The 26947-nt window shown below is 70.2% G+C and carries 22 protein-coding genes; 13 read left to right on the top strand and 9 right to left on the bottom strand.

All coding sequences use genetic code 11. The features are described 5' to 3' along the window. Positions 1-645 precede the first annotated feature (645 nt). Positions 646-2073 carry an MFS transporter gene (locus tag ACI2K4_RS19890; protein WP_404513177.1) on the top strand — a complete coding sequence of 476 codons (1428 nt, stop codon included), beginning with the start codon at positions 646-648 and terminating at the stop codon, positions 2071-2073. A gap of 283 nt (positions 2074-2356) precedes the next feature. Here ACI2K4_RS19890 and ACI2K4_RS19895 read toward each other — a convergent pair whose 3' ends face one another. Then, complete coding sequence (locus ACI2K4_RS19895; protein ID WP_404513178.1) at positions 2357-2548, bottom strand: DUF397 domain-containing protein; 192 nt, start codon at positions 2546-2548, stop codon at positions 2357-2359. Continuing rightward, complete coding sequence (locus tag ACI2K4_RS19900) at positions 2541-3410, bottom strand: helix-turn-helix domain-containing protein (RefSeq protein WP_404513179.1); 870 nt, start codon at positions 3408-3410, stop codon at positions 2541-2543. The genes ACI2K4_RS19895 and ACI2K4_RS19900 overlap by 8 nt, the downstream gene beginning before the upstream one ends. Positions 3411-4015: 605 nt before the next feature. Between ACI2K4_RS19900 and ACI2K4_RS19905 the strand changes: the two genes are divergently transcribed. The 5 genes from ACI2K4_RS19905 to ACI2K4_RS19925 all read left to right on the top strand — a co-directional run bounded on the left by ACI2K4_RS19905 (position 4016) and on the right by ACI2K4_RS19925 (position 13034). Then, positions 4016-4924, top strand: a complete 909-nt coding sequence (locus ACI2K4_RS19905; protein WP_404513180.1) for a hydroxymethylglutaryl-CoA lyase — start codon at positions 4016-4018, stop codon at positions 4922-4924. Positions 4925-5100: 176 nt separating this feature from the next. Then, positions 5101-6633, top strand: a complete 1533-nt coding sequence (locus tag ACI2K4_RS19910; protein WP_404513181.1) for an acyl-CoA carboxylase subunit beta — start codon at positions 5101-5103, stop codon at positions 6631-6633. Between the two features lie 110 nt (positions 6634-6743). Then, positions 6744-7892 (top strand): acyl-CoA dehydrogenase family protein, encoded by a 1149-nt coding sequence (locus tag ACI2K4_RS19915; RefSeq protein WP_404513182.1) that lies wholly within the window; start codon positions 6744-6746, stop codon positions 7890-7892. A 163-nt stretch (positions 7893-8055) separates the two neighbouring features. Further along, positions 8056-10245: an MMPL family transporter gene (locus ACI2K4_RS19920; protein ID WP_404513183.1), complete on the top strand. Its 2190-nt coding sequence runs from the start codon at positions 8056-8058 to the stop codon at positions 10243-10245. 131 nt (positions 10246-10376) lie between these two features. Further along, positions 10377-13034, top strand: a complete 2658-nt coding sequence (locus ACI2K4_RS19925) for an ATP-binding protein (RefSeq protein ID WP_404513184.1) — start codon at positions 10377-10379, stop codon at positions 13032-13034. A 287-nt stretch (positions 13035-13321) separates the two neighbouring features. On the opposite strand, the gene ACI2K4_RS19930 is transcribed toward ACI2K4_RS19925, so the two are convergent. After that, a complete protein-coding gene (locus tag ACI2K4_RS19930; RefSeq protein WP_404513407.1) occupies positions 13322-13768 on the bottom strand; it encodes a MarR family winged helix-turn-helix transcriptional regulator in 447 nt (148 codons plus the stop codon). A gap of 159 nt (positions 13769-13927) precedes the next feature. On the opposite strand from ACI2K4_RS19930, the gene ACI2K4_RS19935 reads away from it, so the two are divergent. Both ACI2K4_RS19935 and ACI2K4_RS19940 read left to right on the top strand, forming a co-directional pair. Further along, positions 13928-14506: a YceI family protein gene (locus ACI2K4_RS19935; protein ID WP_404513185.1), complete on the top strand. Its 579-nt coding sequence runs from the start codon at positions 13928-13930 to the stop codon at positions 14504-14506. A gap of 289 nt (positions 14507-14795) precedes the next feature. After that, positions 14796-16274, top strand: coding sequence for a glutamate--cysteine ligase (locus ACI2K4_RS19940; RefSeq protein WP_404513186.1), 1479 nt, complete (start codon positions 14796-14798; stop codon positions 16272-16274). A gap of 112 nt (positions 16275-16386) precedes the next feature. Here the strand turns inward: ACI2K4_RS19940 and ACI2K4_RS19945 are convergent, their stop codons facing one another. Further along, positions 16387-17802, bottom strand: a complete 1416-nt coding sequence (locus tag ACI2K4_RS19945; protein WP_404513187.1) for a hypothetical protein — start codon at positions 17800-17802, stop codon at positions 16387-16389. A 193-nt stretch (positions 17803-17995) separates the two neighbouring features. On the opposite strand from ACI2K4_RS19945, the gene ACI2K4_RS19950 reads away from it, so the two are divergent. Beyond that, complete coding sequence (locus ACI2K4_RS19950; RefSeq protein WP_404513188.1) at positions 17996-18622, top strand: PASTA domain-containing protein; 627 nt, start codon at positions 17996-17998, stop codon at positions 18620-18622. Positions 18623-19441: 819 nt separating this feature from the next. Beyond that, complete coding sequence (locus ACI2K4_RS19955; RefSeq protein ID WP_404513189.1) at positions 19442-20542, top strand: PASTA domain-containing protein; 1101 nt, start codon at positions 19442-19444, stop codon at positions 20540-20542. 41 nt (positions 20543-20583) lie between these two features. On the opposite strand, the gene ACI2K4_RS19960 is transcribed toward ACI2K4_RS19955, so the two are convergent. Together ACI2K4_RS19960 and ACI2K4_RS19965 are read right to left on the bottom strand one after the other, a co-directional pair. Then, positions 20584-21120, bottom strand: coding sequence for a hypothetical protein (locus ACI2K4_RS19960; RefSeq protein ID WP_404513190.1), 537 nt, complete (start codon positions 21118-21120; stop codon positions 20584-20586). Between the two features lie 195 nt (positions 21121-21315). Continuing rightward, positions 21316-21621, bottom strand: a complete 306-nt coding sequence (locus ACI2K4_RS19965) for a hypothetical protein (protein WP_404513191.1) — start codon at positions 21619-21621, stop codon at positions 21316-21318. Between the two features lie 580 nt (positions 21622-22201). Here ACI2K4_RS19965 and ACI2K4_RS19970 point away from each other — a divergent pair. From ACI2K4_RS19970 to ACI2K4_RS19980, 3 genes are all read left to right on the top strand, one after another. Then, the gene (locus tag ACI2K4_RS19970) at positions 22202-23077 is read left to right on the top strand and encodes a helix-turn-helix domain-containing protein (RefSeq protein ID WP_404513192.1); all 876 of its coding nucleotides are present in this window, start codon (positions 22202-22204) and stop codon (positions 23075-23077) included. Beyond that, a complete protein-coding gene (locus tag ACI2K4_RS19975; RefSeq protein ID WP_404513408.1) occupies positions 23053-23274 on the top strand; it encodes a DUF397 domain-containing protein in 222 nt (73 codons plus the stop codon). Before ACI2K4_RS19970 ends, ACI2K4_RS19975 begins: the two co-directional genes overlap by 25 nt. A gap of 364 nt (positions 23275-23638) precedes the next feature. Next, complete coding sequence (locus ACI2K4_RS19980) at positions 23639-24052, top strand: hypothetical protein (protein ID WP_404513193.1); 414 nt, start codon at positions 23639-23641, stop codon at positions 24050-24052. On the opposite strand, the gene ACI2K4_RS19985 is transcribed toward ACI2K4_RS19980, so the two are convergent. From ACI2K4_RS19985 to ACI2K4_RS19995, 3 genes are all read right to left on the bottom strand, one after another. Beyond that, the gene (locus ACI2K4_RS19985; protein ID WP_404513194.1) at positions 24020-24631 is read right to left on the bottom strand and encodes a hypothetical protein; all 612 of its coding nucleotides are present in this window, start codon (positions 24629-24631) and stop codon (positions 24020-24022) included. The two genes, ACI2K4_RS19980 and ACI2K4_RS19985, sit on opposite strands and share 33 nt — an antisense overlap. A 100-nt stretch (positions 24632-24731) precedes the next feature. Continuing rightward, positions 24732-25511, bottom strand: coding sequence for a 3-ketoacyl-ACP reductase (locus tag ACI2K4_RS19990; RefSeq protein WP_404513195.1), 780 nt, complete (start codon positions 25509-25511; stop codon positions 24732-24734). Then, entirely contained in the window at positions 25508-26947 is a 1440-nt protein-coding gene (locus tag ACI2K4_RS19995; protein WP_404513196.1) for a hypothetical protein, read from the bottom strand. The genes ACI2K4_RS19990 and ACI2K4_RS19995 overlap by 4 nt, the downstream gene beginning before the upstream one ends.

Raw genomic sequence — 26947 nt, forward strand, 5'->3', positions numbered from 1 at the left:
AGCGTGCCCGCGACGGAGAAGAGCAGGTACGCGGGCAACCCGTAACCCGAACCGCCCAGCAACGCGATCACCTGCTGGACCGGGAAGGCATAGAGGTAGACGCCGTACGAGTAGTCGCGCCAGGGACCGAACATCCGCACCTGCCGGGGCAGCGCGACCGAGGCGTAGAGCAGCAGGTACGCGTACGCCGGCAGCCCCACCACGATGAACGCGCCACGCCAGAGCGAGACCACGACCAGCACCGTGGCGACACCCGCGAGTACGCCGTGCATCGGCAACCGGTGCATGTAGAGGCGGGCCGCCGCGCCAGCCGGATCAACCCGAACGCGTTGTCGCCGGCCGAGTAGCGGTCGGCAAGGGTCGGCAACCGTCGCTTACGGGTCTGGTCCTGCTGCACGGGCACTCCCCGGTCTCGGGAGGGGATGTTGTCGGTTCTGGTCATTGTCATCCCTTATCGGGAGTTAAGAGCCGAGATATAGGCATTGCCCGCATCGCCCCACCCGCCGAGACCGAACGTGTCCTTGCTCATACCCCCGACCGGAACTTTGTGTACGCCGTAGACCACTCGTATACGTTGTAGACGTACGCCGTAGATCCACGACGTACGTCTCTCTTTTGGCACCGGCTTCCTCGACGGGATACGCAATGCGACGCAGCCCCTGGGCCACCCTCGCGGTGTTGGCACTCGCCCAGTTCATCGTGGTACTCGACGTGACGATCGTGAACGTCGCACTGCCCGACATCCAATCCGACCTGCGGTTCACCACCGACAACCTGCAATGGGTGATCAGCGGCTACACGCTGCTCTTCGGCGGGTTCCTGCTCCTCGGCGGACGTGCCGCCGACCTGCTCGGTCCACGGCGGGTCTTCATCGGTGGACTCGCCCTGTTCGGCCTGACCTCGCTGCTCGGCGGACTCGCCACCTCACCGGGTCTGTTGATCGGCGCACGAGCCGTACAGGGACTGGGCGGCGCGCTGCTCTCCCCGGCGGCACTGGCGATCCTCACGGTCACCTTCGCGCACGGACGCGCCCGGAACATCGCCATGGGCGTCTGGGGTGGCCTCGCCGGGCTCGGTGGCACCCTCGGCGTGGTCGCGGGTGGACTGCTCGTCGACTCGCTGAGCTGGCGTTGGGTCTTCTTCGTCAACGTACCGATCGTGATCGCGCTGATCGTCGCCATCCCGACCTTCGTCCGGGACATCCGGCACGACAAGCAGGAGAACCGGAGCTTCGACCTGGCCGGCGCGGTGCTCGGCACCGCCGGGGTGCTCGCCGTCGTCTTCGGCGTCGTACGCGCCGAGGCGAGCGGCTGGGGTTCGGCCGAGGTGGTCGGCTTCCTCGCCGGTGGCGTAGTGCTGCTCGTCGCCTTCGTCGCGGTCGAGGCTCGCACCGCCGCGCCCCTGGTACCGCTGCGCCTGTTCCGTGCCCGCTCGCTGAGCGTCTCCAGCGCCGCACTGGCACTCAACGGCGCCGCGTTCCTCTCGATGTTCTTCCTGGTCGCCATCTACCTCCAGCAGGTACGCGGCGACTCCGCCCTGGAAGCCGGCATGCACTTCCTGCCCATGGGTGTCGCCGCGATCGTCGGCGCCGCCCTCGCCACGCAACTGGTGCACCGGGTCGGCACCCGTACGCTCCAGATCGCCGGTACGGTGCTCAGCGCCGCCGGACTCCTGCTCCTCTCCCGGGCCGGGGCGACCGGCGGCTACGCCACCGAACTGCTGCCCGGCCTGGTCCTGTTCGGCCTGGGCATCATCGGCATCGGCGTACCGGCGCAGATCGCGGCGGTGGCCGACGTCGCGCACCACGAGGCGGGAGCCGCCTCCGGCGTGGTGACCGCGTTCAACCAGGTGGGGGGCGCACTGGGACTCGCCATCGTCACCACCCTCTCGATCACTCACACGACCAACGCGATCGCCCAGGGGGTCGGTCAGCAGCAGGCCCTGGTCGAGGGCTTCCACCGTGGCCTGCTGGTGGCCACCGCGTTCGCGATCCTCAACCTCGTGGTCAGCCTCGCCACACCGCAACTGCGCCCCGACGCCGAACAGGTCGCCGAGGCCGCCGTCGCCGCCTGACCTCTCTCGGTCGGGGTGGGTGGGGCCCACCGTGCCCACTCTGGGCCGTCAGGCTTGATCCCCGCCGTGGGCACGGTGGGCCCCACCCTGGCACATCACGATGATGGTTGACTGTCTTCCGCTCCGGAAGTGGTGACTTGGTTCGGGAGTACATGGAAAACCGTGTAGATACATCGAATTCCGTGTAGAGAATTTCCTCGTCATACGTCCGCTGCCGCGACACGCGTGAGGATCTCCGTGAGCGGTAGATCAGCCGGGCTCGGCCGCACCGTGCGTGGGTTTGTCAGGACTGCTTGGCGAAGCTGACGAAGGCTCGCCAGGCTTCGGGGGTGACGGTCAGCGCCGGGCCGTGCGGGTCCTTGCTGTCGCGTACGCCGACGATGCCGGTCAGGTTGTCGGCGACCTCGACACACTCGCCGCCCGACCCGTTGCTACGGCTGGACTTGCGCCACCGGGCGCCGGTCAGGTCACGCATCTTCGACCTCCTTGGCGATTTTGGCTATCAGGTCGGCCGACTGGCCCGGATCCAGGGCCAACTCATCGAGCGCGTCCCACGCAGCATCGTACGCCGCGACCTCGGCCGGCTTGTCCAGATAGAGCGCGCCGGTGAGCGCTTCACAGTAGACGGTGGTCGGCTCCGGTGCCCGGACTCCGACGGCCGGAAAGTCGAGAATGATGAAGGCGCCGCTGGTAAGCACGTAGCTGAGTCGAGCGGTCGTGGGCACGACCCGGATCGACACCCGCCTGCGTTCACCCGCCGCGATCAGGTGGGTGAGCTGCTGGGACATTCCCGGTACCGAGCGGCGTAACGGATCTTCAGACAGGAACACGTCAAGCTGCGGCGGGACTGGCGACCTGCGTTGCAGTAACTGCTGGCGCTCCATGCGGACCTCGACCAGGCGACCGACCTCGTGATCGGGGATGCCCGGGTGCGAACCCAGCAGGGCTTCGGCGTACCTCCTTGTTTGCAGCAGTCCAGGTACCGACGTTGGCTGGAAATGCCGTAGGCGGGAGGCGGCTGCTTCTAGTCCTAGGTAGAGGTCGAACCAGCCGGGGATGGCGTCGCCGTAGGCGTGCCACCAGCCCTTTGCCTTGCTCTCGACGGCAAGGCCGATCATCGCCTCGGTCATCTCGGGCGAGACGCTGTAGAGCCGGCACATGGAGATGACGTCGGATTTGCGTACGGCGTTGTAGCCGCCTTCGACCCGGTACATGGTCGCCCGGGACCACTCCTGCTCCTTTGCCGCCGTTTCGAGGCTCAGCCCTGCCGTCTCGCGCGCCTGTCGGAGCAGACGTCCGAGCTGCCTGCGCGGTACGGACGATCCGGTGTCGACCATTTAGCCCCCTGTCTCAAATTCATGCGGTTGACGCACCGAGTATGCGACTCAAAAACGTCGATTGTCGATACGGAGACAAGATTCTTTGGATGTCTCAGGACTGAGTATTGCTCCGCAAGTGATCCGGCGTACAGAGTGGATCGGGAAAGATCCTGCTCGATCTTGATGTTGGGGAGGTGGACATGTTTGTCTGGCGGCTTTTAGGCGACTGGTGCGGGCGGGCGGATGAGCCCCGTTTCCTGGATCGGCGCGACCATGGATGTTGATCCGATCGTTCCGGAGCTGGAGTTGCACGCGCCGCTGCGGCCCTTCTGGATCTGTCGGAACGACGCCAGGCCCTGGCCGTGTCCGGATGCTCGGCTTAATTTGCTCCGGGCGTACGGCGAGCGCCGGCTTGAGCTGTACCTGTACCTCGGTGCCCAGTTTGTCCATGCGCTGGCTGAGTTGGACGGGATCACGGCGCAGGTCGGGGGTGGTCCGGAGCCTGGGGTGCTGCATGCGCGGATCCTCGGTTGGGTGCCTCCGGGGCGGGGCGGGCGTTCGGGGCGGTGAGCCGGTGGGCGAGTAACAATGGGCGGACCAGTGGCGTCACAGTGAGGTGGCCGATGAGTCAACTGCCAGGTGCGGTGTCGATCCGCGAGGTGGGACCGCGCGACGGGTTGCAGAACGAGGACCCGATCCCGACCGAGGCGAAGGTGCGGTTGCTCGACGCGCTCTCGGGCACGGGGGTGCGCCGGATCGAGGCGGTGTCGTTCGTCCATCCGAAGGCGATCCCGCAGATGGCGGACGCGGACGAGGTCTGGTCGGCCGCGACTCAGGTGGCCGGGGTGCGTTACTCGGCGCTGGTGCCGAACTCGCGCGGGGCGGCGCGGGCGCTCGCCGCCGGGTTCACCGAGATCGAGGTGGTGGTCTCGGCCAGCGACACGCACAACCGGCGGAACGTGAACCGGTCGACGGAGGAGTCGCTGGACGACATCGCCGGGTTGGTCGAGCTGTTGCACGGGGCCGGGGCGACGGTCGAGGTGATCGTGGCGACGAGCTTCGGGTGTCCGTACGAGGGGGATGTTGATCCCGCTCGGGTGGCGGGGATCGTGGATCGGGTCGTCGCCGATGGTGCCGATCGGGTTGCGTTCGGTGACACGACCGGGATGGGTACGCCTCGTCGAGTGCGTGAGTTGGTGACGGCGGTGCGGGACCGGCGGCCGGACGTGCCGATGTTGCTGCACTTCCACAACACCCGGGGCACGGGGTTGGCGAACATTCTGACCGCGTTGGAGCTGGGCGTTACCGAGTTCGACGCGAGCATCGGTGGACTCGGTGGGTGTCCGTACGCGCCGGGGGCGAGCGGGAACGTGGCCACCGAGGAGGTGGTGCACATGCTGCACGACATGGGCATCGACACCGGAATCGACCTGGACGCGTTGATCGAGGTGGCGGAGTTGGCCGAGAAGCTGGTCGGGCGGCAGTTGCCGTCGGGTGTGTTGCGGGCCGGGCCGCGCAGTCGGCTGGTGTGACCTCGCAACCCGGTCGCCTGTCGCCTGAATGGTGTGCGGGTGGCTGTTGATCAGGGGTTCGTGGTCGCGGTGGCTCGGCTCGATGCAGTAGCCTAACGATCGTTCAGTGGATTTCCGGGGCCGGTCGACGGCCGGCACCGGAGCCGTGGTCGCTCGGGGTGCGGTGAGGAGTCGGCGTGACGCTCGACAGTGAGGCGCTTGAGCAGCTCCGTAAGCGGGTCCGGGCCGGTGGTGCGGAGAAGTACCACGCGGCCAACGCGGCGAAGGGCAAGCTCTTCGCCCGGGAACGGGTCGCGCTCCTGGTGGACGAGGGCTCGTTTGTCGAGGACGGGGCGTACGCGAACGCGCTCGCCGAGGGGTTGCCGGCCGACGGGGTGATCACGGGGCAGGCCACCATCGACGGCCGCCAGGTCTGCCTGATGGCGAACGACTCGACGGTCAAGGCCGGAAGCTGGGGCGCGCGTACGGTCGAGAAGATCATTCGCATCATCGAGCGGGCGTACGCGGCCGGCATGCCGATGGTCTACCTGGTCGACTCGGCCGGGGCCAGGATCACCGACCAGGTGGACCTGTTCCCGGGGCGGCGCGGGGCCGGCAAGATCTTCTGGAACCAGGTGCGCGCCTCGGGCTCGATCCCGCAGGTCTGCGCGCTGTTCGGGCCGAGCGCGGCCGGTGGCGCGTACATCCCGGCGTTCTGCGACGTGGTCGCGATGGTCGAGGGCAACGCCAGCATGTACCTCGGGTCGGACCGCATGGTCGAGATGGTGACCGGCGAGAAGACCACGCTGGAGGAGATGGGCGGGGCGCGGGTGCACTGCGCCGAGTCGGGCGTGGGGCACTTCCTCTGCAAGACCGAGGCGGACGCGCTCACGGTGGTCCGGGACTACCTGTCGTACCTGCCGGCGAACTGGACCGAGGCGCCGCCGGTCGCCCCGGCGGTCGACGCGCCGGCCAAGGTGGACCTGGCCGCGCTGGTGCCGGCGAGCGAGCGGCAGGCGTTCGACATGCGCCGGTACGTGAAGGGTCTGCTCGACGCCGACTCGTTCCTGGAGATCCAGGCGCTCTGGGCCAAGGAGCTGACCATCGGGTTCGGCCGGTTGAACGGCGAGGTGGTCGGCGTCGTCGCGAACAACTCGATGTTCAAGGGCGGCGTGCTCTTCGTCGACTCGGCCGACAAGGCGACCCGGTTCGTGCAGCTCTGCGACGCGTTCAACGTACCGCTGCTCTTCCTTTCCGACGTGCCCGGTTTCATGGTCGGCACGGCGGTGGAGAAGCAGGGCATCATCCGGCACGGCGCGAAGATGATCACGGCGATCTCCGAGGCGACCGTACCGAAGATCTCGGTGGTGGTGCGCAAGGCGTACGGCGCCGGCCTCTACGCGATGGCCGGTCCCGGCTTCGAGCCGGACGCGACGATCGCGCTGCCGACGGCGAAGATCGCGGTGATGGGCGCGGAGGCGGCGGTGAACGCCGTCTACGCCAACAAGATCGCCGCGATCGAGGACCCGGACGAGCGGGCCGCGTTTGTCGCCACCAAACGGGCCGAGTACGAGCGCGACATCGACATCGTGCGGCTGGCCAGCGAACTTGTCATCGACGCGATCGTTGAGCCGCATGAGTTGCGCGGCGAGCTGATCCGTCGGTACGCGGCGGCGAAGGGCAAGGAGCGGCACTTCTCCCGCCGCCGCCACGGCGTCACCCCGGTCTGACCGGAAGTCGTCCGGTCCCGCCGGGCGAAGGTCTTCCCGCCGGTCGGCAGCCACGAGCGACGCCGACGGCACCCACGTTCCATCGTCGTACCGCCTACGAGGAGGCACCCATGGACTTCCGGCTCACCGAGGAGCAGGAGGCGCTTCGCCAGACCGTCCGGGAGTTCGCCCGAGAGGTGATCGCGCCGGTCATCGGCGAGCACTACGAGCGGCACACCTTCCCGTACGAGATCATCCGCGAGATGGGCAAGATGGGCCTGTTCGGGCTCCCCTTCCCGGAGGAGCAGGGCGGCATGGGCGGCGACTACTTCGCGCTCTGCCTGACCCTGGAGGAGTTGGCCCGGGTGGACTCCAGCGTGGCGATCACCCTGGAGGCGGCGATCTCGCTCGGCGCGATGCCGATCTACCGGTTCGGCACCGCCGCGCAGAAGGCGGAGTGGCTGCCGAAGCTGCTCACCGGTGAGGCGCTGGCCGGCTTCGGCCTGACCGAGCCGGGTACGGGCTCGGACGCGGGCGGGACCACCACGCGCGCGGTGCTCGACGGCGACGAGTGGGTGATCAACGGCTCGAAGGCGTTCATCACGAACTCGGGGACCGACATCACCGCGCTGGTGACCGTGACCGCGGTGACCGGCGTGAAGGAGGACGGCTCGAAGGAGCTGTCCACCATCATCGTGCCCTCCGGTACGCCCGGCTTCACCGTCGCGCCCGGTTACTCGAAGGTGGGTTGGTGCGCGTCGGACACGCACGAGCTGAGCTTCGACAACTGCCGGGTCCCGGCGGCGAACCTGCTCGGCGCCCGGGGTCGGGGCTTCGCCCAGTTCCTCCAGATCCTCGACGAGGGGCGGATCGCCATCGCCGCGCTCGCGGTCGGGCTCGCCCAGGGCTGTGTTGACGAGTCCATCCGGTACGCGAAGGAGCGGCACGCGTTCGGCCAGCCGATCGCGAAGAACCAGGCGATCCAGTTCAAGATCGCCGACATGGAGTTGCGGGCGCACATGGCCCGGTTGGCGTACTACGACGCCGCCGCTCGGATGCTCGCCGGTGAGGATTTCAAGCGTCAGGCCGCGATCGCCAAGCTGTACGCGAGCGAGAGCGCGGTCGACAACGCCCGCGAGGCGACGCAGATCCACGGCGGCTACGGCTTCATGAACGAGTACCCGGTGGCCCGGTTCTGGCGCGACTCGAAGATCCTCGAAATCGGCGAAGGCACCTCCGAAGTCCAACGCATGATCATCGCGCGCGACCTGGGCCTCTGACCCCCACCACTCGTCGACCCGACCGGGTGACCGGTCGTCCGGCCGCGCGAATCGGACGGTTGGACTGACCGGTTGTGGGTTGGTGCGGGGGTGCGGTGGGTGCTTGCATCGACGGGACAAACGCGCAAAGCGGCCGTACGGGTCGCTCCGGGGAGGTCTCGTCATGCTCGCTGCACTCGGGCGTTCCATGTGGCGCTGGCGTTGGCCGGTGCTGGGTGCGTGGCTCGTGCTCGTACTCGCCGGGGCGACCCTCGGCGGCTCGGTCTTCGACCGGCTCTCCTCGACGGACGGTCTGCGGCCCGGGGTCGAGTCGGAGCGGGCACAGGCCCGGGTGGACGAGTTGCTGCCGGAGGGACCCCTGGTGGTGGCGGTGGTCCGGGACCGGGACCCGTACGACCCGCCGCTGGTGGAGAGCGTCTCGAAGATCTCGGCCGAGATCCGTGAGCTGCCCGGGGTGGCCGACGTCGACGACCTCTACAACTCGCCGGGCGGACGGATCGGGGCGGACAACCGCAGCACCATGGTCCGGGTCGAGTTGGTGGACGGGCAGCCGGACGCCGAGCGGGAGCGGGTCGAGGACCGGGTGGCCGAGCTGCTGCACCGGATCGACGCGCCGCAGGTGCTGGTCGGCGGCGAGACGTTGGCCGAGCGGGCGTTTGCCGAGCAGGCGATCCGGGATGCCGCCGTGGGCGAGTCGATCGCGCTGGTCGTGCTGCTGGTGGCGCTGGTGCTGATCCTCGGCGGCGTACTGGCCGGGATGATCCCGCTGCTGGCGGCGCTCGGCGCGGTCGCGGTGACCCTGCTCGGGCTGCTCGGGCTGGCCACCGTGACCGAGATCGGCGAGTTCACCGTCAACGTGGTCACCCTGCTCGGCATCGGTCTGGCCGTGGACTACGCGCTGCTGTCGCTGTTCCGGTTCCGGGAGGAGCGGGACGCCGACCCGGGCGCGGAGCCGGGCGAGCTGCTGGGGCGTACGGTCGCCACCGCCGGGCGGGCGGTCCTGGTCTCGGGGCTCGCGGTGGCGGCGGCGATGACCGGCCTCTTTGTCTTCGGCGAGCCGCTGCTCGCGGCGATGGCGCTGGGCGGCGCGCTGGTCGTGGTGCTGGCCACGCTGGCCGGGCTGACCGCCGTACCGGCGCTGATCGCGGTGCTGCACCGGCGCATCCCGGCCCCAGGCCAGCGGAATTGGGTCAACCGGGCGGCGGTGGCCGGTGGGGTGCTGGCGCGGCTGGCGACGTACGCCCAGTCCCGGCCGGGTCCGGTGGCCGCGACCGTCGCGGCGGGCCTGATCCTGCTCTCCCTGCCGTTCCTGCTCGGCGCCAACCTGGCCAACTCGGACGCGCGGGCGCTGCCGGCGGGAATGGAGGCGCGGCAGGCGTACGACGTGCTGCTGCGGGACTTCGAGGCGGGTCGGGCGCAGCCGGTGGTCGTGGTGGCAAGCGCCGACCCGGCCACGGGCGCGGTACGCGACCTGATGAACGAGATCAACCGGCTGCCGAACGTGATCCAGATGCAGCCCCGGCCGGACGTACCGGGCAACGCGCTGGTCATCGACGTGACGCCGAAGGGGGTGACCGCCGGACCCGAGTCCCGGGACCTGGTCCGGGCGGTACGCGACCTCGACACGACCATTCCGCTGCTGGTCGGGGGCCCGGCCGCCGAACTGGTGGACTACCAGGCGTCGGTGACCCAGCGGCTGCCGCTGGCCGTGCTGGTGCTGCTGCTGGTCACCATGGTGCTGCTGTTCGCACTGACCGGCTCGGTGGTCATTCCGGTCAAGGCGCTGCTGATGAACGCGCTGACCCTGCTCGCCACGCTCGGCGTACTGGTGGTGGTCTTCCAGTGGGGTTGGGGCTCGGCGCTGTTGGGGGTCGACTCCTGGGGCGCGATCGACCTGACCACGCCGATTCTGCTCTTTGTCTTCGTGTACGGGCTCTCGATGGACTACGAGGTGTTCCTGCTGGCCCGGATCCGGGAGGAGTGGACGCGCTGGTCCGGGCAGCGGACCTCGGCCGCTCGGGCGACCGCGGGTGAGCGTGCCGTGCTGGCCGGGATCAGCCGTACCGGCCCGGTGGTGACGGCGGCGGCGGTCTGCATCGTCATCGTTTTCCTCGGATTCCTGCTCGGCGACCTGACCGCGGTCAAGGAGATCGGGTTCGGTCTGGCCGTCGCGGTGATCCTGGACGTCACCCTGGTACGCGGACTGCTGCTGCCCGCCGTGATGAGCCTGCTCGGCGAGTGGAACTGGTGGGCGCCCGCACCGTTGCGCCGGTTGCACGGACGGTGGTCGGCCGCACGGGTGGGGGTGACGTCCGCCGAGCCGGCGACGGCGGTCCCCGAACGGGTGAGTTGACCATTTGTTGACTTGATTCTGACCGGGTCCCGACATCTGCGGCGGTAACTGTCGGGTATCCGGTGCATTGGCGGTCGGCACCGCGACGGATGCCTGCCCACGGTGACGCCGTGTGCGTACTCTTCCAGCCCATGCCTCCGGATCATGGCTCTGAACGGGGTTCCACGTGGTTCCCCGAGCAGTTGCGTGCCCGGCGCCGCGCGGCTGGACTGACCCAGGAAGACCTTGCCGTACGGGCCGGAGTCGGAGTGCGTACGGTGCGCGATCTGGAGCGTGGACACGCCCTGCGTCCGCAGCGTACGACGGTGGAACTGCTCGCCACCGCACTGCGGCTGACCGGGGCCGAGCGGGCGGAGTTCGTCGCCTCGGCCCGGGGGCAGGGATCGTCCACTCCGGAGCCCGGATCGAGCGCCGGGGCGGCGGTCGCGGTCTCGGCGGGCGGGGTCTCCGCGCTGGCCACCGACGTACCGCCGGGGGTGCCTGCCGGGCGGGCGACGGCGACCGGCCTGGGACTGCCGGCGCCGGGCGCGCTGATCGGCCGGGACCTGGAGGTGCCCGAGCTTGCCGCGCTGCTCACCGGCGGCACGGGCGCGGCACCGGCGGTGGTGAGCCTGGTGGGGCTGGCCGGGGCGGGCAAGACCGCACTGGCCCTGGCCGTCGCGGACCGGGTGACCGCCGAACACCCGGGCGGGGTGGTCGGGATCGTGGTGACCGACCTGTCCAGCGAGAGCGACGTGCTCTCGGCGGTGGCCACCGTGTTCGGGGTCGGACGGCCCCAGGATCTCGCCGCCCGGCTGGCCGGGGCGCCGTCGCTGCTGCTGGTCGACGCGGTGGAACGGGCACCGGAGGCGGTCGCCGGGGCGCTGCACCGGCTGGTCGCCGGGGCGCCGAACCTGCGCGTGCTGGCCACCGGGCGACACCCGGTCGGCCTGGCCGGCGAGCGGGTCTGGCCGGTCGCGCCCCTGGAGGTGCCACCACCCGACGCACCCGCCGAACTGGCCGTGATCGAGCCCTACCCGGCCGTCGAGCTGTTCCTGGCCCGGCTGCGTCAGGTACGCCGGGAGCCTCCCCAGCCGGAGGAGATCGACGCGCTACTGACCCTGGTACGTCGGCTCGGCGGCCTGCCGCTGGCGATCGAGCTGGCCGCGGCGCGGGGAGGCGTGCTGGACCTGAACGGGATCCTCGAACGCCACGGCGACCGGGTGCTGGACCTGGCCCACCCGGTTGCCGTACACGAGGCGGTGGCGGTGACGCTGCGGGACGCGGTGGCCGCCTCGTACCGGCTGCTCGATCCGGCCGACCGGGCCGCGCTGCGCCGGCTCTCGGCCTTCCGCAACCGCTGGTCGGTCGAACTGGCCGAGGCGATGTTGAGCGGCGAGTGCGACCGCGCCGGGCCGACGTTGGCGGCCGACCCGGTGCCACTGCTCGACCGGCTGCTCGGGCTCGGCCTGCTCAGTGCCCGGGGGCGGGGACCGTTCCGGTTCCGCCTGGTCGACGTGGTACGCGACTTCGCCGCCGAGTCGGCGGCGAGCGCCGGGGAGCAGACCGTGATCCGGCGGCGACACGCCCAGGTCTTCGCCGGACTGGCCGCCCGGACCGCACCCGAGTTGAGTGGCGCCAACCTCGCCGCCGCCGTACGTCGGCTGGACGAGATATCCAGTGATCTCTGGGCCGCGCTCGCCCACGCCGCCACGGACGACCCGCACACCGCCCTGCGGCTGGCGGCGGGTCTGGCCCGGTGGTGGCGGTTCCGGGGGCGGGACGTCGCCGGGCGGCAGTGGCTGCGCCGGCTGCTCGACGACCCGCGTACCGCCCAGGCCGATCCGGCGGTCCGGGCCTGGGCCCGGGTGGGGGTGGCGCAGCTTGCGGCGGCACACGGCGCCGGACCGCAGGAACTCGCGTCGGCGCGGGCGGCGCTCGACTGGTTCCACGAGAACCACGACGTGGGCGGGGAACTCGCCGCGCTCAACGTGCTCTGTGGTCTGTGGGCGACCGCCGGCGGGTACGGCGAGGCGCGTCGACTGGGCGAGACGATGCTGGCCCTGGCCGGGCGCAACGGCCGGTCCCGGGACATGGCGGTGGCCCAGCACTACCTCACCTGGCACGAGATCCGCGGTGGTGACCTCGCCGCGGCGCGTCGGCGGCTGGCCGCGATGGACCTGCTCGGGGCACAGTGCGGTGACGAGCGGCTGCGCGCGCTGGCGCGGGCGAACCTCGCAGAGGTGGCCCGGCTCGACGGCCGGTACGCCGACGCGGTCAACCAGGGCCGCCGGGTGCTCGCCGCGCTGTCCGAGTTCGGCGACCCCACGCACCGTCGGCAGGTGCTCGGCACGGTCGGGTTGGCGCTGGCGCAGGAGGGCCGGCTGGAGGAGGCGGGGGTGGTGCTGGCCGAGTTGCGGGCGAGCGCCGCGTCGGCGGTGACCCTGCCGGACGTACGGTCACCGGGCGAGGCGCTGGACGTCGGCCGGCCGCTCGCCGGGGACCGGGGCGGCGGCAGCGACGACGGGACCTGCGCATTGATCGAGGCGATCCTGGCCGTACAGCGGTCGGACCGGGAGTGGGCGGTCGAGTGGTACGCCGCCGCCGCGAGCGCGTACGCCGGTGGTCGTGACCTGCGCGGTGCGGCGGAGGCGTTGGTGGGCCTGCTCGCGACCACCGACGACCCGGCGCTCCGGACGAGCCTGCTGGCCCGAATCGATCAGGTCTGCCGGGAGGGTGCGGTGACCCTGCTGCCCCGTGAGCGGGTGCTGCTCGGTTCGGTGGTCGCCACCTCACCGGCCGACGACTGAGGGTCTCCTAGCCGCTGGTTGTCCCGGGCGTGGCGCGAGCGGGACTGTCCCCCCGACAGCCCCTCGCTTCCTCCCGCTCGCGCCACTCCCCCCGGAGCCCCCCCGTTCGATGGACACTAGTCCGACCTGGAGTGCCGTTTGTCCGAATAAACGGCATACACCGCAGTACGCGTATGACTTCTGCCGGTTTTTCTGCCGGTCCCGACATCGAACTTCCGGACACTCGACCAGCCGTTCGTGCCGTTCCGCCATTCCGGATCGGTTGGCACAATTCGCCGGGTAGGGAGTCAGCTTCCGACGGTGAGGTCCACGGTTTCCCCGCCCCCGGCGGTGGCGCCCGGGTGCACCGCGTCCCGCAGTACGCGCAGCGAGCCGAGCAGGGTCTGCAATGCCTCCGGTTCGAGTTGGGAGACGAACCACCGCTCGATCAGTTCGAGGTGTCCGGGCAGGGTCTCGTCGAGCCGGGCCACTCCGGCGGGGGTCATCACGGCGTACAGGCTGCGGCGGTCGGAGGGGCAGGCATGGCGGTAGAGCAGGCCGACCCGCTCCATCCGGTCGACCACCCGGGTCACCCCGCTGGTGGAAAGTGAGGTCTGGGCGGCGAGGTGGCTCATCCGGAGTCGGTGCTCCGGTGAGCGGGTCAGGCGCATCAGCACCTCGAACTCGACCGGCGACAGCCCGTGCTGCTCGAGCTGGGTGGCGATCCGGGTGGTGAGCCCGGTGTGCACCTCCATCAGCAGCCCGATGGCGGTGATGCGGGGGTCGTCGGCGAGCGCCTCGGTCGATGCCACCGTTGTATCCTACCAATCCTTGACAACGGGAATATTGCTCAGTCTATAGTTGCTCAGTCAGTCGTTGACGTACTCAATCATCGCACCCGAAAGGCCACGATCATGACCAGCACCAACCCCGCCACCCGCGCGTGGGAGGGACTCACCATCCCCGCCGCTGGCACCTACGTGCTCGACCAGTCGCACAAGCGGGTCGGGTTCGTGGCCCGGCACATGATGGTGAGCAAGGTGCGCGGCGAGTTCACCGAGGCGACCGCCACCGTCACCGTCGCGGAAAACCCGCTCGAGTCCTCGGTCACCGCCACCATCCAGGCTGCCAGCATCACCACCCACCATGCCGACCGTGACGCGCACCTCAACAGCGGCGACTTCTTCGAGGTGGAGAAGCACCCGACCCTCGAATACCGCAGCACCGGCGTGAAGTCGCACAGCGGTGACGAGTTCGACCTCGCCGGCGAGCTGACCATCCGGGGCATCACCCACCCGGTCGACCTGCACGTCGAGTTTCACGGCGTCGGCACCGACCCGTACGGCCAGCAGATCTTCGGGTTCACCGCGACGGCCGAGATCGACCGCGAGGACTGGGGTCTGACCTGGAACGTCGGTCTGGAGACCGGCGGTGTGCTGGTGGGCAAGAAGGTCAAGATCGAGATCGAGGGCGAGGCAATCCGCCAGGCCTGATCCACCCTCCACATCGGACCGCGCGACGAGCGCGGTGGTTTCCGACACAGTCCGCCCCGGCGACCGCTCCTCCGGTCTCCGGGGCGGACCGTATGTGTGACCGATCACAGGCGTCCCGTCCTGTGCGATGGTTGACCCAGCGTCGTCGGCCCCCCACTCCCGGCTCGCAGTGTCGCCGTTCTGGCCGGATACGGTCCTTACTCGTACGGTAATAGTTCGGTCGCGGTAAGAATCCGGGCATCGACTCCTCCGGGCTGCGCCGACAGCGCTTCTGCGCCGGGGAGGGCACATGGGTACTGAGGTCGGACAAAGCGTGTTTTCCCGTGCGGACCGCATCCGCTACCGACAGAAGGTCCGGCGCTGCCTCGACGTCTTCGCGCTGATGCTGGACGACTTCGGCTTCGACGCCGAACGGCCGATGACCGGCCTGGAGATAGAAATCAATCTCGTCGACGCCGAGGCCGAGCCGGCGATGCGCAACGAGGAGGTCCTGGCCAACCTCGGTGACCCGATGTTCCAGACCGAGTTGGGACAGTTCAATCTGGAGCTCAACGCGCGGCCCCGGCTGATCGAGGGCACCGGGTTCGCCGACTACGAGCGGGACCTTCGGGACAGCCTGGGGCGGGTGGAGGACCGAGCGGTCAAGGCGGACGCCTCACTGATCCTGATCGGCATCCTGCCCACGCTCACCGCGCGGCACCTGGTCGCCGACAACATCTCGATGAACGAGCGCTACCACGTCCTCAACGACCAGATCGTCGCCGCTCGTGGCGAGGACATCGAGATGGACATCCGGGGGGTCGAGCGGCTGCACACGCAGACCGACTCGATCGCGCCCGAGGCCGCCTGCACCAGCATCCAACTGCACCTACAGGTCGCGCCGGACAACTTCGCCAGCTACTGGAACGCGTCCCAGGCCATCGCCGGCATCCAGGTGGCCATCGGCGCCAACTCGCCCTACCTCTACGAGCGGCAGCTCTGGGCGGAGACCCGGGTGGCCGTCTTCGAACAGGCGACCGACACCCGACCGGACGAGCTCAAGGCCCAGGGCGTACGGCCGAGGGTCTGGTTCGGGGAACGCTGGATCACCTCGATCTTCGACCTGTTCGAGGAGAACGTCCGCTACTTCCCTCCGCTGCTGCCGATCTGCGAGGAGGAGGACCCGGCCGAGGTGCTGCACCGGGGCGGCGTACCTCGGCTGAGCGAGTTGCGGCTGCACAACGGCACGGTCTACCGCTGGAACCGCCCGGTGTACGACATCATGAACGGCCGACCGCACCTGCGGGTGGAGAACCGGGTGCTCCCTGCCGGGCCGACGGTGGTCGACATGCTCGCCAACGCCGCGTTCTACTTCGGGCTGGCACGTGAACTGGCCGAGGCCGAACGGCCGATCTGGAGCCAGCTCACCTTCAGCGCCGCCGAGGAGAACTTTCACTCCGCCGCCCGGCACGGCATCGACGCGACCGTCTACTGGCCCCGCCTCGGCGAGGTACGGGTGACGGACCTGGTCCTGGAAGTGCTGCTGCCCCGGGCGGCGGTCGGCCTGGACCGGTTCGGCGTCGCGCCGGCCGAACGTGACCGGCTGCTCGGCATCATCGAGCAGCGTTGCCGACTCCGCCGCAACGGGGCGGTCTGGCAGGCGCGATCGGTGCGCGCCAACGAGCGGACCCACGGCCTGTCCCGACCCGCCGCGCTGCACCGCATGCTCCAGCGGTACGGCGAACTGCAACGTACGAACGAGCCCGTCCATACCTGGCCGGTCGACTGAACGGCACATCGACCGCGGCACCGGTCACGGTGGTCAGTCGCGAGCGTTCCCGGCTTCCGTCAGCGGTGGTCGTCGACGGTGGTTGTCAGCGATGGTTGTCAACGAGCGGTTGTCAGCGTGAGCGGCGCCCGAAGCGGGGCGTTCTGCCCTTCGGCTTCGACGACGGCTCGGGCTGCTCGGCGTCGGTGCCGGCACCGGTCGGCTGATCCGCGCCGACAACCGTCTCGGTCCGGTCCGGCAAGGAATCCGCTGTCCAGGCGGCATCCCGCCGCTCCGGCTCCGAATCACCGCTCGGCGAGCGCGCGGGCCCGGTAGCGGGCGATGCCGGCCCACCCGCAGGTCTGGACACCGGTTTGTCGCCGTACGGCCGGGTCGAGGGCTGCGACTCGTCGTCGGCGGTGTCGATCCGACCAGCGGTGCGCTGTGTCGGCGCCGTGCCCTGCTCCGGCTGTGCCGAGGAATCCGATCCGCCCTGCTGGGTCCAGGAATCCGACCGGCCCTGCTGGGTCGGGGAATCCGGTCCGGTCAACACCGGCCGTTGGAGATCGCGGTTCGTCGATCGGCGTTGGGCCATCGCCGCCACCAGCGCCGAACCGGCGAGGCCGGCGATGACCGCGTACGGTGCCGCCAGGTGTGCCGAGACCTGCTCGGCACGGATTCCGGCCAGCCGGGGCGCGGCCAGGAAGTACGCGGCCGCGACCAGCAGTGGCCCGGCGACACCGGAGACCACCGCGCCGACCCGACGTTCCGGCGACCGCGCGGTCGACCGGGCGGCGAGCGCACCGATGACCAGGGCCGAACCGAGCGACAGCGCCGCCCCGGGCCAGTAGAAGTAGTCGCGGAACCAGAACCGTTCGCTGTCCGAGGTGATCTGCCATACCCCGAGCTGCGCACTGGCCAGTCCTCGGCCGGACAGGACCCCGTCGACCACCGCGACGATCGCGAGCAGCCACAGCCAGGCGGAGGTGGCGATGACGTTGCTGGCGACGGCCGGGGACGAGAGTGACCAGATCGCCATCACCAGCCCCAGCATCACCCCGATGACCGCGTAACCGGCGGCGATGCTCTGCGGCGAGACGCTGTCCGCCCGGGTGGCCGCCCGAGCCGGTACGGCGACCAGCGCGACGGTCACCAGACCGCCGACCGCGCTGGCCAGTGCCAGTGCGACCCGCCACAGTCCGGTGGTGAGGGTCTGGCCGGATTTCACCGCGCCGCCGCTCGCCGTCGGTCGTACGGTCTCCGGCGCACCGATCCGTTGGGCGGCGATGGCCCCGGCGACGGTGGAGGTGGCCGCGATCCAGGCGGCCCAGGCGAGGCTCGCCACCCAGGTCGCCTCACTCGTGCCGCTGGCGGATGGCAGCCAGGCGATGATGCCCAGCCCGTAGCCGAGCCCAAGCTGTGCGGCACCAGCACCGGCAGCTACGCCGATCGCGATCGCGACCGATCCTCCCCAGCCTCGTACGGCCATGCCGGGCAGCGTAGCGTTCACCCGCCGGCAGGGCGAGTTGCGGTTGTTTGGTGCTGGCATCCTCACGGAGGGTGTGGATCGCCGCCCGATTGGATCGCGGTTGCCGTCAGCCAGCACACTCGATCGGTCAGAGGTTTGATTGTCGGCGGGCGGTTCGTGCCCGGATGGTGAGGCAGTGGTCGACATGTCGGACGGGAATGCGGGCTGGCAATCATCGTCGGTCGAGCAACCAGACCGGCCCAACCGGGCGCCCATGATCGCTGGTGCGGTGGTGGCAACGGTCCTGCTCGCCACCATCGGCGCGACCGGTGGTTGGGTGCTGGCCAGGGAAGACAGCGCCGAGCCGGTGAACGGCGCCGGGCCGACGCCGACGACCACGACCTCGGCGCCGAGTCCCACCAAGACGCCGAAGGGCCGGCCCTCCAACACGACCCCGTCGGGCGGGAAGACGACCGGGGCACCGGCCGGGCAGTTCGCGCTACCGGACTTCGCGGGCCAGAGCTTCCAGGAGGTACGGCAGGACCTGCGCGACCGAGGGCTCGGCTGGCAGATCATCTTCGGCAACAACGGCGAGGAATCCTCGGTGGTGCGTACCGATCCGGCGGCGGGCGCGGACGTCCGCAAGGGAATCACGGTCAAGGTGTACGTCAAGGGCGTGGCACCCCTGACCGACGTACCGGACGTGAACGGGCTCTCCTGCAGCGAGGCGCAGGCGCGGGTGGTCGAGGCGGGCTTCACGCCGAGCTACCCGAACGGCAAGGGCGGCCAGATGGTACGACAGGAACCGCGGCCGGGCGATCGACTCCGGTGGAACGACAAGGTCGTGCTCTTCTGCGGCACGAACCTGCCCGGGGGGCAGCCGAGTCCCGCGACCACCTGATCCTTTGCGCGCGGTGGTGCGGCGGCCCGCCCGAGTACCGGCCGGATAAATTGGACAGCGTTGTTGTCGGGGAGAGGACGTGCCATGGCAGACGACCGTGAGCAGCCACGGGACGTACCGGAGCCGTCCGCGTCCGGGTCTGCGCCGCCCTCGCGGAGCCCCGACGATGGCGCCCCAACGACTCGGGATGAGTCGGGCGGGGATGCGTCGGACCCAAGCGGCCAGGATGAGTCCGCGCCTGCTGACAAACCCGACCAGCCAGCGGTCGAACCTCCGACGCGGGTCGACAGTTCCGGGTCCGAGACCGAGGCCGACGAGTCTTCGGCGCAGCCGGATGTGACCAAGACCGAGCCCGAGGCCGACGGGGCTTCGGCGCAGCCGGATGTGACCAAGACCGAGCCCGAGGCCGACGGGGCTTCGGCGCAGCCGGATGTGACCAAGACCGAGCCCGAGGCCGACGGGGCTTCGGCGCAGCCTGCGGACGCTGCGCCGGAGACCGACGAGCCTTCGACGCGGGCGGAGGAGTCTGCGGCTCGGCCCGATGCCACGGAGCCCGACACCGCGGAGCCGACCGAAAAGGTAGGGCGGTCCGGCGGCGCCGAGGGGCCGAGCGAGCCGGGCGCCGGGGCCGACAGCGCCGAGGCGGACGCGACGGTGACGTTGCCTCCTTCGACCGTTTCGGCTGCTCCGGCCAATTCAACCGTTGCCACTCCGGCCACTCCGGCCACTCCGGCTGCTCCGGCTGCGTCGACAGCTTCGCCGGCTGCTGGGCCGGACGAGACAGTGCCGCTGCCGGATCGTGCGGATGGTGACAAGACGGTGGCACTGCCGTCGCCGTCGACCACCGCCGAGGCGGATGCGACCGTCGCACTGCCGTCCGCGACGGCAGCCTCGGACGAGACCGTCGCGCTGCCACCCTCTCCAGCCGCACCGGACGCGCTGCCAAGTGGTGCGGGGCGTGCGGGTGGTGACGAGACGGTTGCGTTGCCGGGTGGTGCGGGGCGTGCGGGCGGTGACGAGACAGTCGCGCTGCCACCGCCGCCGGCCGTGCCCGCCGGAGATCAGACGGTCGCGCTGCCACCCTCTCCGGCCGCACCGGACGCGACGATGCCGCTGCCGGGCGGGCGGGTCGGCGCACCGTCAGGCGACGTGACGATGCCGCTGCCGGCCCCACCCAAGGGCTCGGAGAGCGATCGGACGATGGCACTGCCGCGTCCGCCGGCCGGTGCGGGAGTGGACGCGACCGCGAAGTTGCCGCGTACCCCTTCCGGCGGGTCGAACCAGACAACCGCCTTCCCCGCCGCTCGTGGTGGTGAGCCGGCACCGGCGGAGGGCGGGGCCTGGGCGGGGCGGGCAGGTGTGCCGCCACCGAAGCGGCCCAACGTACGACCACCGGCCCAGCCGGAGTGGTACGGCGACGACGGTCAGCCCGGCCGACGCTGGTGGCTGCCCATCCTGGTGGGGCTGATCGCGTTGGTCCTGCTCGGCGTACTGGCGTTCGGCATCTGGCTGATCGTGCAGGCGAATTCGGGCGGCACCGGACCCGCCCCGGTGAGCCCCTCGCCCTCCGCCAGGCCCAGCGCCACCGCCGCGCCGACCACGGCCGCGCCGACGACGCCACCGCCGACCGCGACAACGGCGGCCATGATCGAGGTGCCGCCGGTGATCGGGTTGCCCCAGGGGGAGGCCCAGGCGCTGCTCGAACAGGCCGGGTTGACGTTCCAGGTGCAGTTCCGCGAGTCGCCCCGGGAACCCGGCACCGTGATCGCCTCCGACCCGCGACCGAGTACGCAGATCGCCGTCGGTTCGCAGGTCACGTTGACGGTCGCGGAGGCGCCACCGCCCCCCTCGGCCACACCGACGCCGTCGCCGACCGACGAGCCGCCGCCGACGCCCGATCCGACACCGACAACCGGCTGAGTACGGCACCCCAGTCGGCGCTCCGAGCCGGTAACCAATGATCACCAGAGTTGTCGGCGCCGGCCGATCATGGCGATTCCGATGGCCGAGATGGTCATCCCCAGCAACCCGGAGTAGATCAACGAGAGTTGGTAGCCCTCGGGACGTTGAGCCCCTTCCCGGTCGGCAACGGCGCGCTTGCCGCCCGAGTCGGTCACCGCTCCACCAGCGCCACCGGATCCACCCGACCCACCGACGGTGCTGCTCGCGCCGCCGCTGGCGGCGGGCGGGTCCGGCGTCCACGGCAGCGCGTCCTGGTCCGTTCCGGGGCGGCTGGTCTCGGCCGAGGGTGGCAGTGGTAGCGACCACTCGCCCGGCGAAGGCGGCGGGATTCGATCCGACAGCGGGTACGACGGCAGGGCGGTGCCGCGTGCCAGTCGGGGAGCGGGTGGCAAGGACGTCGGCGAGACGGAAGGACCGCCGCGCTGTTCCTCGGCGGCGGCACATCCCGCCGTCGCGCCGCCGAGCAGTGCGGCCAGGATGACGACGAGCGCTATTCGCGACTCCGGGCGGTGTCGAACGCTGGACTTCGTGGCCATGGCCACCCCTGCGGTTCGGTGCCTCGTGACGGGTGGGTGACCGGTACGCCCATCGCTTGCCCGAGCTTGCCGGTCGCCCCGAGTCTATGGCGACCTACGGGCCGCCGCCGTCGGAACAGCCGGATGCGTCACCGGGTCGGAGCACACCGTACGGCGTGCGTTTCGACTGGTCAGCCCAGTCGTCCGCGGTAGGGACTAGCCCACCCGCACCCGGACCGCGGCGGAGTTGCGCGAGGTTGCCATGGGGCGTGGTCCGGCGTTGAGGTGTCGCGCCGCGGGTGCCGTCAGCCGGACCACCCGGAGCCCTTCGAGCTGTACGAAGATCGACCGCCGGGCGACCGCGTCCAGGGCACCGTTCAGCTCGTACCCGTCGAGCCAGATCCAGCCGTCGTAGGTGGGCCAGTCGTGTGCCCGGATCACCCGGAAGAGGATTGGCTCGGCGAACTGCACGCTTGCCGCGCGGGTCACCTGGAGGACGTCACCTGAGCGGGGAGGAAGCACATCGACTCCTGTCCGAACTGACCGTGGCTGGACTGTTGAGCTGGTGGCTTTCCGCGCGTCCGGGTGGTGCGGGACGTACGCGCGGTGTCCCGCCGCCCGCAGCGCCGGGACAAGGGTGTTGGTCGGGCCGTTTGTCCAACCCGTGTCGGCACTGTTCGTTGGCCCGGCCAACACCCGTCGGCTCCGGGAACGCGCCAGCCGCCGTAGTCGTACGGCGTACAGCGGCGGGGACCATTACCCCGGAGCGCGCCTGGCTGGGGTGGTGGCGCGGTGACCGCCGCGGTCTACTGCGGAGGGAGGAGCGTTGCCCCGCTCCGCTAGATCGAAACGCTGAGTGACCCGAGCCATACGCACAGGGTGCACCAAGAGCGTGATCAATGCAAGTTGCACCGTGGCTCTTGCGTGCCGGGTGTCCGGATGCTTGAAGTGTCGCGTGTGGACGCGGCAGACTGGGGCCGGTCTCCGCCGTCGCGGCCGGCTGACACGTAGGTATTTCCTGCCGCGAACTCGATCGCCCGCCGCCCCATGGTCGCGCACCGCGGTGGGCTGAACTCGTGCGCGATCGACCGGAGGTGACCTGGTGGCCGAGCGCCGGAGCCCGACAATCCGTCGCCGTCGTCTGGGAGCCGAGTTGCGTCGGCTCCGGGAGGCGGCCGGAGTGACAATCGAGGTGGTTGCCGAGCGGTTGGAATGCTCGCAATCCAAGATCTCACGTATTGAGACAGGTCATACCACTGCCACGGTTCGCGATGTCCGCGACATGATCACCATTTACGGCATCGTCGGTGCCGAGAGCGAGGACCTGCTGCAGATCGCCCGGGAAGCGCGGCAGAAGGGTTGGTGGGCCTCCTACAGCACCGTCCTGACCAGCGCGTACGTCGGCTTCGAGGCCGCCGCCGGGTCGATCCGGGCGTACGAGCAGCAGGTCGTGCCGGGTCTGTTGCAGACCGAGGACTACGCCAAGGCGATGATCCGGTCGGCCCGGCCGGACATCACCGCCGAGGAAGTCGAGCAGCGCGTCCGTGTCCGGTTGAGTCGTCAGTCGTTACTGAGCCAAGACGATCCGATCGACGTGTGGGTGGTGCTCGATGAGACGGTGGTGAGTCGGCCGGTCGGCGGCGACGAGGTCATGCGTGGCCAGCTGAAGCGGCTGGTGGAAGCGGCCGATCAGCCGAATGTGACGATCCAGATCCTGCCGTTCGACGTCGGTGCGCATGCCGGCATGGACGGCACCTTCACGATTCTCGACTTTCCGGAACCGGGCGACCCGCCGGTGGTGTATGCCGAAAATGCCACGGGTGGGCTCTTCCTGGAAAAGGTCGAGGAATTGCAGAAGTACGCCTTTATTTTCGACCATATTCGAGCTGCGGCGATCCGTCCGGAGGATTCGGTAGCTCTGATCGCAAGTCTGGCAGAGGAGCCATTGTGGAAGTGGAGACAAAGGGGTTTCGCGTAGACCTCATCCGTGCAGCTTGGTTCAAGAGCTCGCGCAGCGGGCCGAACTGTGACAACTGCGTCGAGGTGGCCTTCGTGAGTGGCGCGATCGCCGTTCGTGACTCGAAGAACGCGGCCGGGCCAGCCTTGATCTTCACGCCGGACGAGTGGGACGCCTTCGTCGGCGGCGCCAAGGACGGCGAGTTCGACCTGGACTAGTTGAACGTACGACGCGGGCCACATCGAGCGCGGACACCCGACGGGTGCCCGCGCTCACCATGTCCGGCGGACTCTTCCGGCGAGTGATCGGTCCACGTACGACCGGTCTGGGGGCCCCAGGTAGGACACACCCCGACGGGGCGCTCGGCCACAACACCGTCCGAGCCCTCGCCCGCCACCGTCGGCCAGCGGCTCGGTTCAGCCTGCCGCTGACGCTCCGCCGCAGGTCATCGCGGGTCTGCTGGGCCATTGATCGGACGTACGCCGTCGCCAGCGAAGTCCCGCGTCGTTGTACCAGGCGGCGCGGCACCGGCTGGGCCAACCCGCCGCGCGGGTTCGCGACGGAGCGAGGCAGGCGAGACGGATGACGATTGGTGCGGAGAATCTGGGCAATGGTTCGGCGAAGACCGAGCGGCTCGGCGGCAAGTACCGGGGTGCCCGACGCGACGGCGTACTGGCCGACGACGGACCCCCCGGTCAGGACCTCGGTTCGCACGACGGCGGGGTGACCGACCTGGGACCGGTCGGTACGGTCGATCGGCCGCCGAAACTGCCGTCGCTCGATCTGGGCGGACTCACCGAGCCGGTGTACCCCCCGCCGGACTGGGCCGAGCCCCAGGCCGAGTCACTGGTCGATCACCCATTGTTGCGAGGGCTGCTCCTCGAATTGCCGTCAAAGGGCTCGTTGCCCCGGCAGGAATGGTTGGACCGGTGGTTCGAGGCGGCTCGGGCAATTCTCGAGTTGCTATACGTGCAGGACTCCGGTCGACCGCGCTGAGGTTGCCCGAGCGCTCGGTCGTACCGTTATCGAGCCCTCGGCCAGGCGATTGTGACGCAGCGCGTGCCGTACGCCGATGGTGCTCACCGTGGCCAGGCCCACGGTGAGCGCGAGCCCGGTCAGTGCGGGCGCGGCGGCCGGGACGAGCGGGGTCGCGGAGAGCAGCGCGGGCAGCGCCACCAGCCCGGCGACCTGTAGCGGGAGCGCGATCATCGGATGCGCGGCGCCGGCCCGGAGCGCGGGTGGGACCGGGGCGTCCGGTGCCGCCGCGAAGGCACCGGCACCAGCCCGGAGGCGACGCAGCCGGCGTACGGTCGACAGCGCCACGGCCGTGGCCGGAATGGCGGGCAGAACCACCGCGAGCGGTGCCCGGTCCGCCACCGTCGGACCCGAGGCCACCAGCGCGGCAAGTCCGAGCGTGGCCGTTGCCGCCAGCCCGGTCACGGTGAGCCCCAGCAGCCAGGTGGTACGCCGACGCATCGCCCGGGGACTGTCCAGTTGCGGCAGTCCGTCCGCGACGACACCGGCGGTGAGCCAGACGGTGGCCACCGCGAGCAGGACGACCAGGTCGGGATCCATGAGACGAGTCTTGCCCGAAGTGGCGACCGGGGAATCAGGGCCGCGCCCCGGGCCACCCCCGGATTCCGTCCAGTAGGGGTAGCCCGGGTGGTCCGGCCGGCTAGAGGGTGCGCAGGTGGAAGCCACCGTCGACGTCGATGACCTGTCCGGTGCTGAACGGCAGCAGGTCGGTCGCGACCGCCGCCACGGCCCGGCCGACGTCGTCGGGCTGGCCCCAGCGACGGATCGGGGTCAGCCCCTGGTTGAAGATCAGGTCGTCGTACCGGTCCTTCACCCCGCCGGTCATGTCCGTCTCGATGACACCCGGCCGGATCTCGTACACGTTGATTCCGTGTTCGGCCAGCCGGGACGCGTAGAGGCGGGCGGTCATCGCCAGCCCGGCCTTGCTGACGCAGTAGTCGCCACGGTTCACGCTGGCCGTGTAGGCGCTGATCGACGAGACGATGACGATCTTCGGGTTGGTCACGACACCGGCGGTCTGCTGCTCGATCATCGTTCGGGCGGCGAGCTGGACCAGGAAGTACGGCCCCTTCAGGTTGATCTCGATCAGTCGGTCGAAGGACTCCTCCTCCGCCTCCAGCAGGTCGGCCCGTACGTTCGGCGCCACGCCCGCGTTGCTGACCAGCAGGTCGAGCCGGCCGAAGGTGTTGACGGTCTCGTCGACCAGGCGCTGGCGGTCGGCCCGCCGCGACACGTCGGCGCGGACCAGGTGGGCCCGCCCGCCACGCGACTCGACCTCCTTGCCGACCTCCCGGGCCGCTTCGGCGTTGCTCGCGTAGTTGACCACCAGGTCGTAGCCGGCCTCCGCGAGCGAGAGCACGATGCCGCGCCCGATTCCACGCGATCCACCGGTGACGACCGCGACCCGCCGCCCGGTCACCGGCCCACCAGCGCCGTCCCGGCCGGCGCCGCGAGCGCCGGTACGACCGTCGTCCCGGCCTTGCCGAAGAACGTGTAGTACGGCTCGTCCCGGGCCACCCGTTGGACGTACAGGGCCAGCTCCCGGGCGTGGTAGTCGCCCCACATGCTCGACTCGCCGTTCGGCACCCGCTGCCCGGCCGGCACGTGGTCCCAGCCGTTCGGCCGGTGGTAGACCGAGTGCAGGAGCAGCCCCTGGTGCCGGCTCTCCGTGCTCAGGTACGGCTCGTCGAAGATCGTGTCGCAGACGGTCAGTCCGGCCTGCCAGTAGCGCTGCCCCTCGGCCGTCCGACCGAGCGAGGTGAGGTACCGGCCGAGCCGGAGCAGCCCCTGGGCACCGATCGCGGCGGCCGAGGAGTCGACCGGCTCGTACCCGTTGTACGGGTCCGCCGGGTGCTCCAGGTAGTCGCCGAGCCGGACCAGCCCCGGCGCGCCGGTGTCCCAGTAGGGAACGCCGTCGACCGGGGTGTGGGCCAGGTAGAAGTCGCAGGTCGCGATCGCGGCGCGGAGCAGGGTCGCCTCGACCTCGGCCCGCCCGCCGTACGGCTCGAACGCCTCGTCCGGCAGGGTGGCGAGGAACTCCAGTTGCTCGGGGAAGCCGAGCATGGCCCAGGCCAGTCCCCGGGTCCAGGTGCTGAACGGGGAGTAGCCCTGCTGGGTGCTCGGGCACCGGTAGCTGCCGTCGTTGACGTTGAAGATCGACTCGTGCGCCGTACGTCCGGGGATGTCGTAGCCGTCCCGGCCCTCGCCGTAGAAGACGTTCCACCGGGCGGTGTTGGTGGCGTGCTCGATCAGCCGGCCGAGCAGCGAGATCCGCTCGTCCCGCTCACCCATCAGTACGTGGCCGAGCAGGTGCGAGACGCCGAGGGCCCGGCAGGAGCGGATGGTGTCGACAAAGAGCGACTGCGGGCCGTTGAAGGAGTAGATGTACCCCGTGCCGTCGGCGGTGTCACGCCAGCGGGCCGCCTGGACCGCACCGGTCAGCTTCAGCGCCAGCTCGTAGAAGTGCCGCTCGCCCTGGTCGGCCGGGATCCGCCCCTCGCCCATCAGCCGCCACAGGTTGCCGTACGTGCTGACGTTGTTGAACCCGTGGTCGTGTACGCCGATGTGGCTGACGTGGCTGGCCATCACCGCCACGGTCCGGTCCCGGCCGAGGTCGAGGAACCGGCGTTCACCGGTTGCGTCGTACTGCAACAGCGCGGAGCCGTACTGGAAGCCCTGGGTCCATTCGGTCCACCCCCGCGCGGTGTAGCGGCCGTCGACGGTGAACACCGGCGACGGTGAGCCGGGCGGGCAGCTCTGCTCGATCGAATCGATCTTCTCGGCGGAGAGCGCCCAGAGCCGTTCGATCTTGGGGATCAGTCGGGCCGGGGTCAGCTCGTCGTCGCTCCTCATCAT

This window comes from Micromonospora sp. NPDC050397 (assembly GCF_044901685.1).
Lineage (GTDB): Bacteria > Actinomycetota > Actinomycetes > Mycobacteriales > Micromonosporaceae > Micromonospora_G.

Excerpts from the sequence above, each read along its gene's own strand:
- ACI2K4_RS19890 (WP_404513177.1), top strand. The coding sequence starts at position 646 with ATGCGACGCAGCCCCTGGGCCACCCTCGCGGTGTTGGCACTCGCCCAG.
- ACI2K4_RS19895 (WP_404513178.1), bottom strand. The coding sequence starts at position 2,548 with ATGCGTGACCTGACCGGCGCCCGGTGGCGCAAGTCCAGCCGTAGCAAC.
- ACI2K4_RS19900 (WP_404513179.1), bottom strand. The coding sequence starts at position 3,410 with ATGGTCGACACCGGATCGTCCGTACCGCGCAGGCAGCTCGGACGTCTG.
- ACI2K4_RS19905 (WP_404513180.1), top strand. The coding sequence starts at position 4,016 with ATGAGTCAACTGCCAGGTGCGGTGTCGATCCGCGAGGTGGGACCGCGC.
- ACI2K4_RS19915 (WP_404513182.1), top strand. The coding sequence starts at position 6,744 with ATGGACTTCCGGCTCACCGAGGAGCAGGAGGCGCTTCGCCAGACCGTC.
- ACI2K4_RS19920 (WP_404513183.1), top strand. The coding sequence starts at position 8,056 with ATGCTCGCTGCACTCGGGCGTTCCATGTGGCGCTGGCGTTGGCCGGTG.
- ACI2K4_RS19925 (WP_404513184.1), top strand. The coding sequence starts at position 10,377 with ATGCCTCCGGATCATGGCTCTGAACGGGGTTCCACGTGGTTCCCCGAG.
- ACI2K4_RS19930 (WP_404513407.1), bottom strand. The coding sequence starts at position 13,768 with ATGGAGGTGCACACCGGGCTCACCACCCGGATCGCCACCCAGCTCGAG.
- ACI2K4_RS19935 (WP_404513185.1), top strand. The coding sequence starts at position 13,928 with ATGACCAGCACCAACCCCGCCACCCGCGCGTGGGAGGGACTCACCATC.
- ACI2K4_RS19940 (WP_404513186.1), top strand. The coding sequence starts at position 14,796 with ATGGGTACTGAGGTCGGACAAAGCGTGTTTTCCCGTGCGGACCGCATC.
- ACI2K4_RS19945 (WP_404513187.1), bottom strand. The coding sequence starts at position 17,802 with ATGCCAGCACCAAACAACCGCAACTCGCCCTGCCGGCGGGTGAACGCT.
- ACI2K4_RS19950 (WP_404513188.1), top strand. The coding sequence starts at position 17,996 with ATGATCGCTGGTGCGGTGGTGGCAACGGTCCTGCTCGCCACCATCGGC.
- ACI2K4_RS19960 (WP_404513190.1), bottom strand. The coding sequence starts at position 21,120 with ATGGCCACGAAGTCCAGCGTTCGACACCGCCCGGAGTCGCGAATAGCG.
- ACI2K4_RS19980 (WP_404513193.1), top strand. The coding sequence starts at position 23,639 with ATGACGATTGGTGCGGAGAATCTGGGCAATGGTTCGGCGAAGACCGAG.
- ACI2K4_RS19985 (WP_404513194.1), bottom strand. The coding sequence starts at position 24,631 with ATGGATCCCGACCTGGTCGTCCTGCTCGCGGTGGCCACCGTCTGGCTC.
- ACI2K4_RS19995 (WP_404513196.1), bottom strand. The coding sequence starts at position 26,947 with ATGATGAGGAGCGACGACGAGCTGACCCCGGCCCGACTGATCCCCAAG.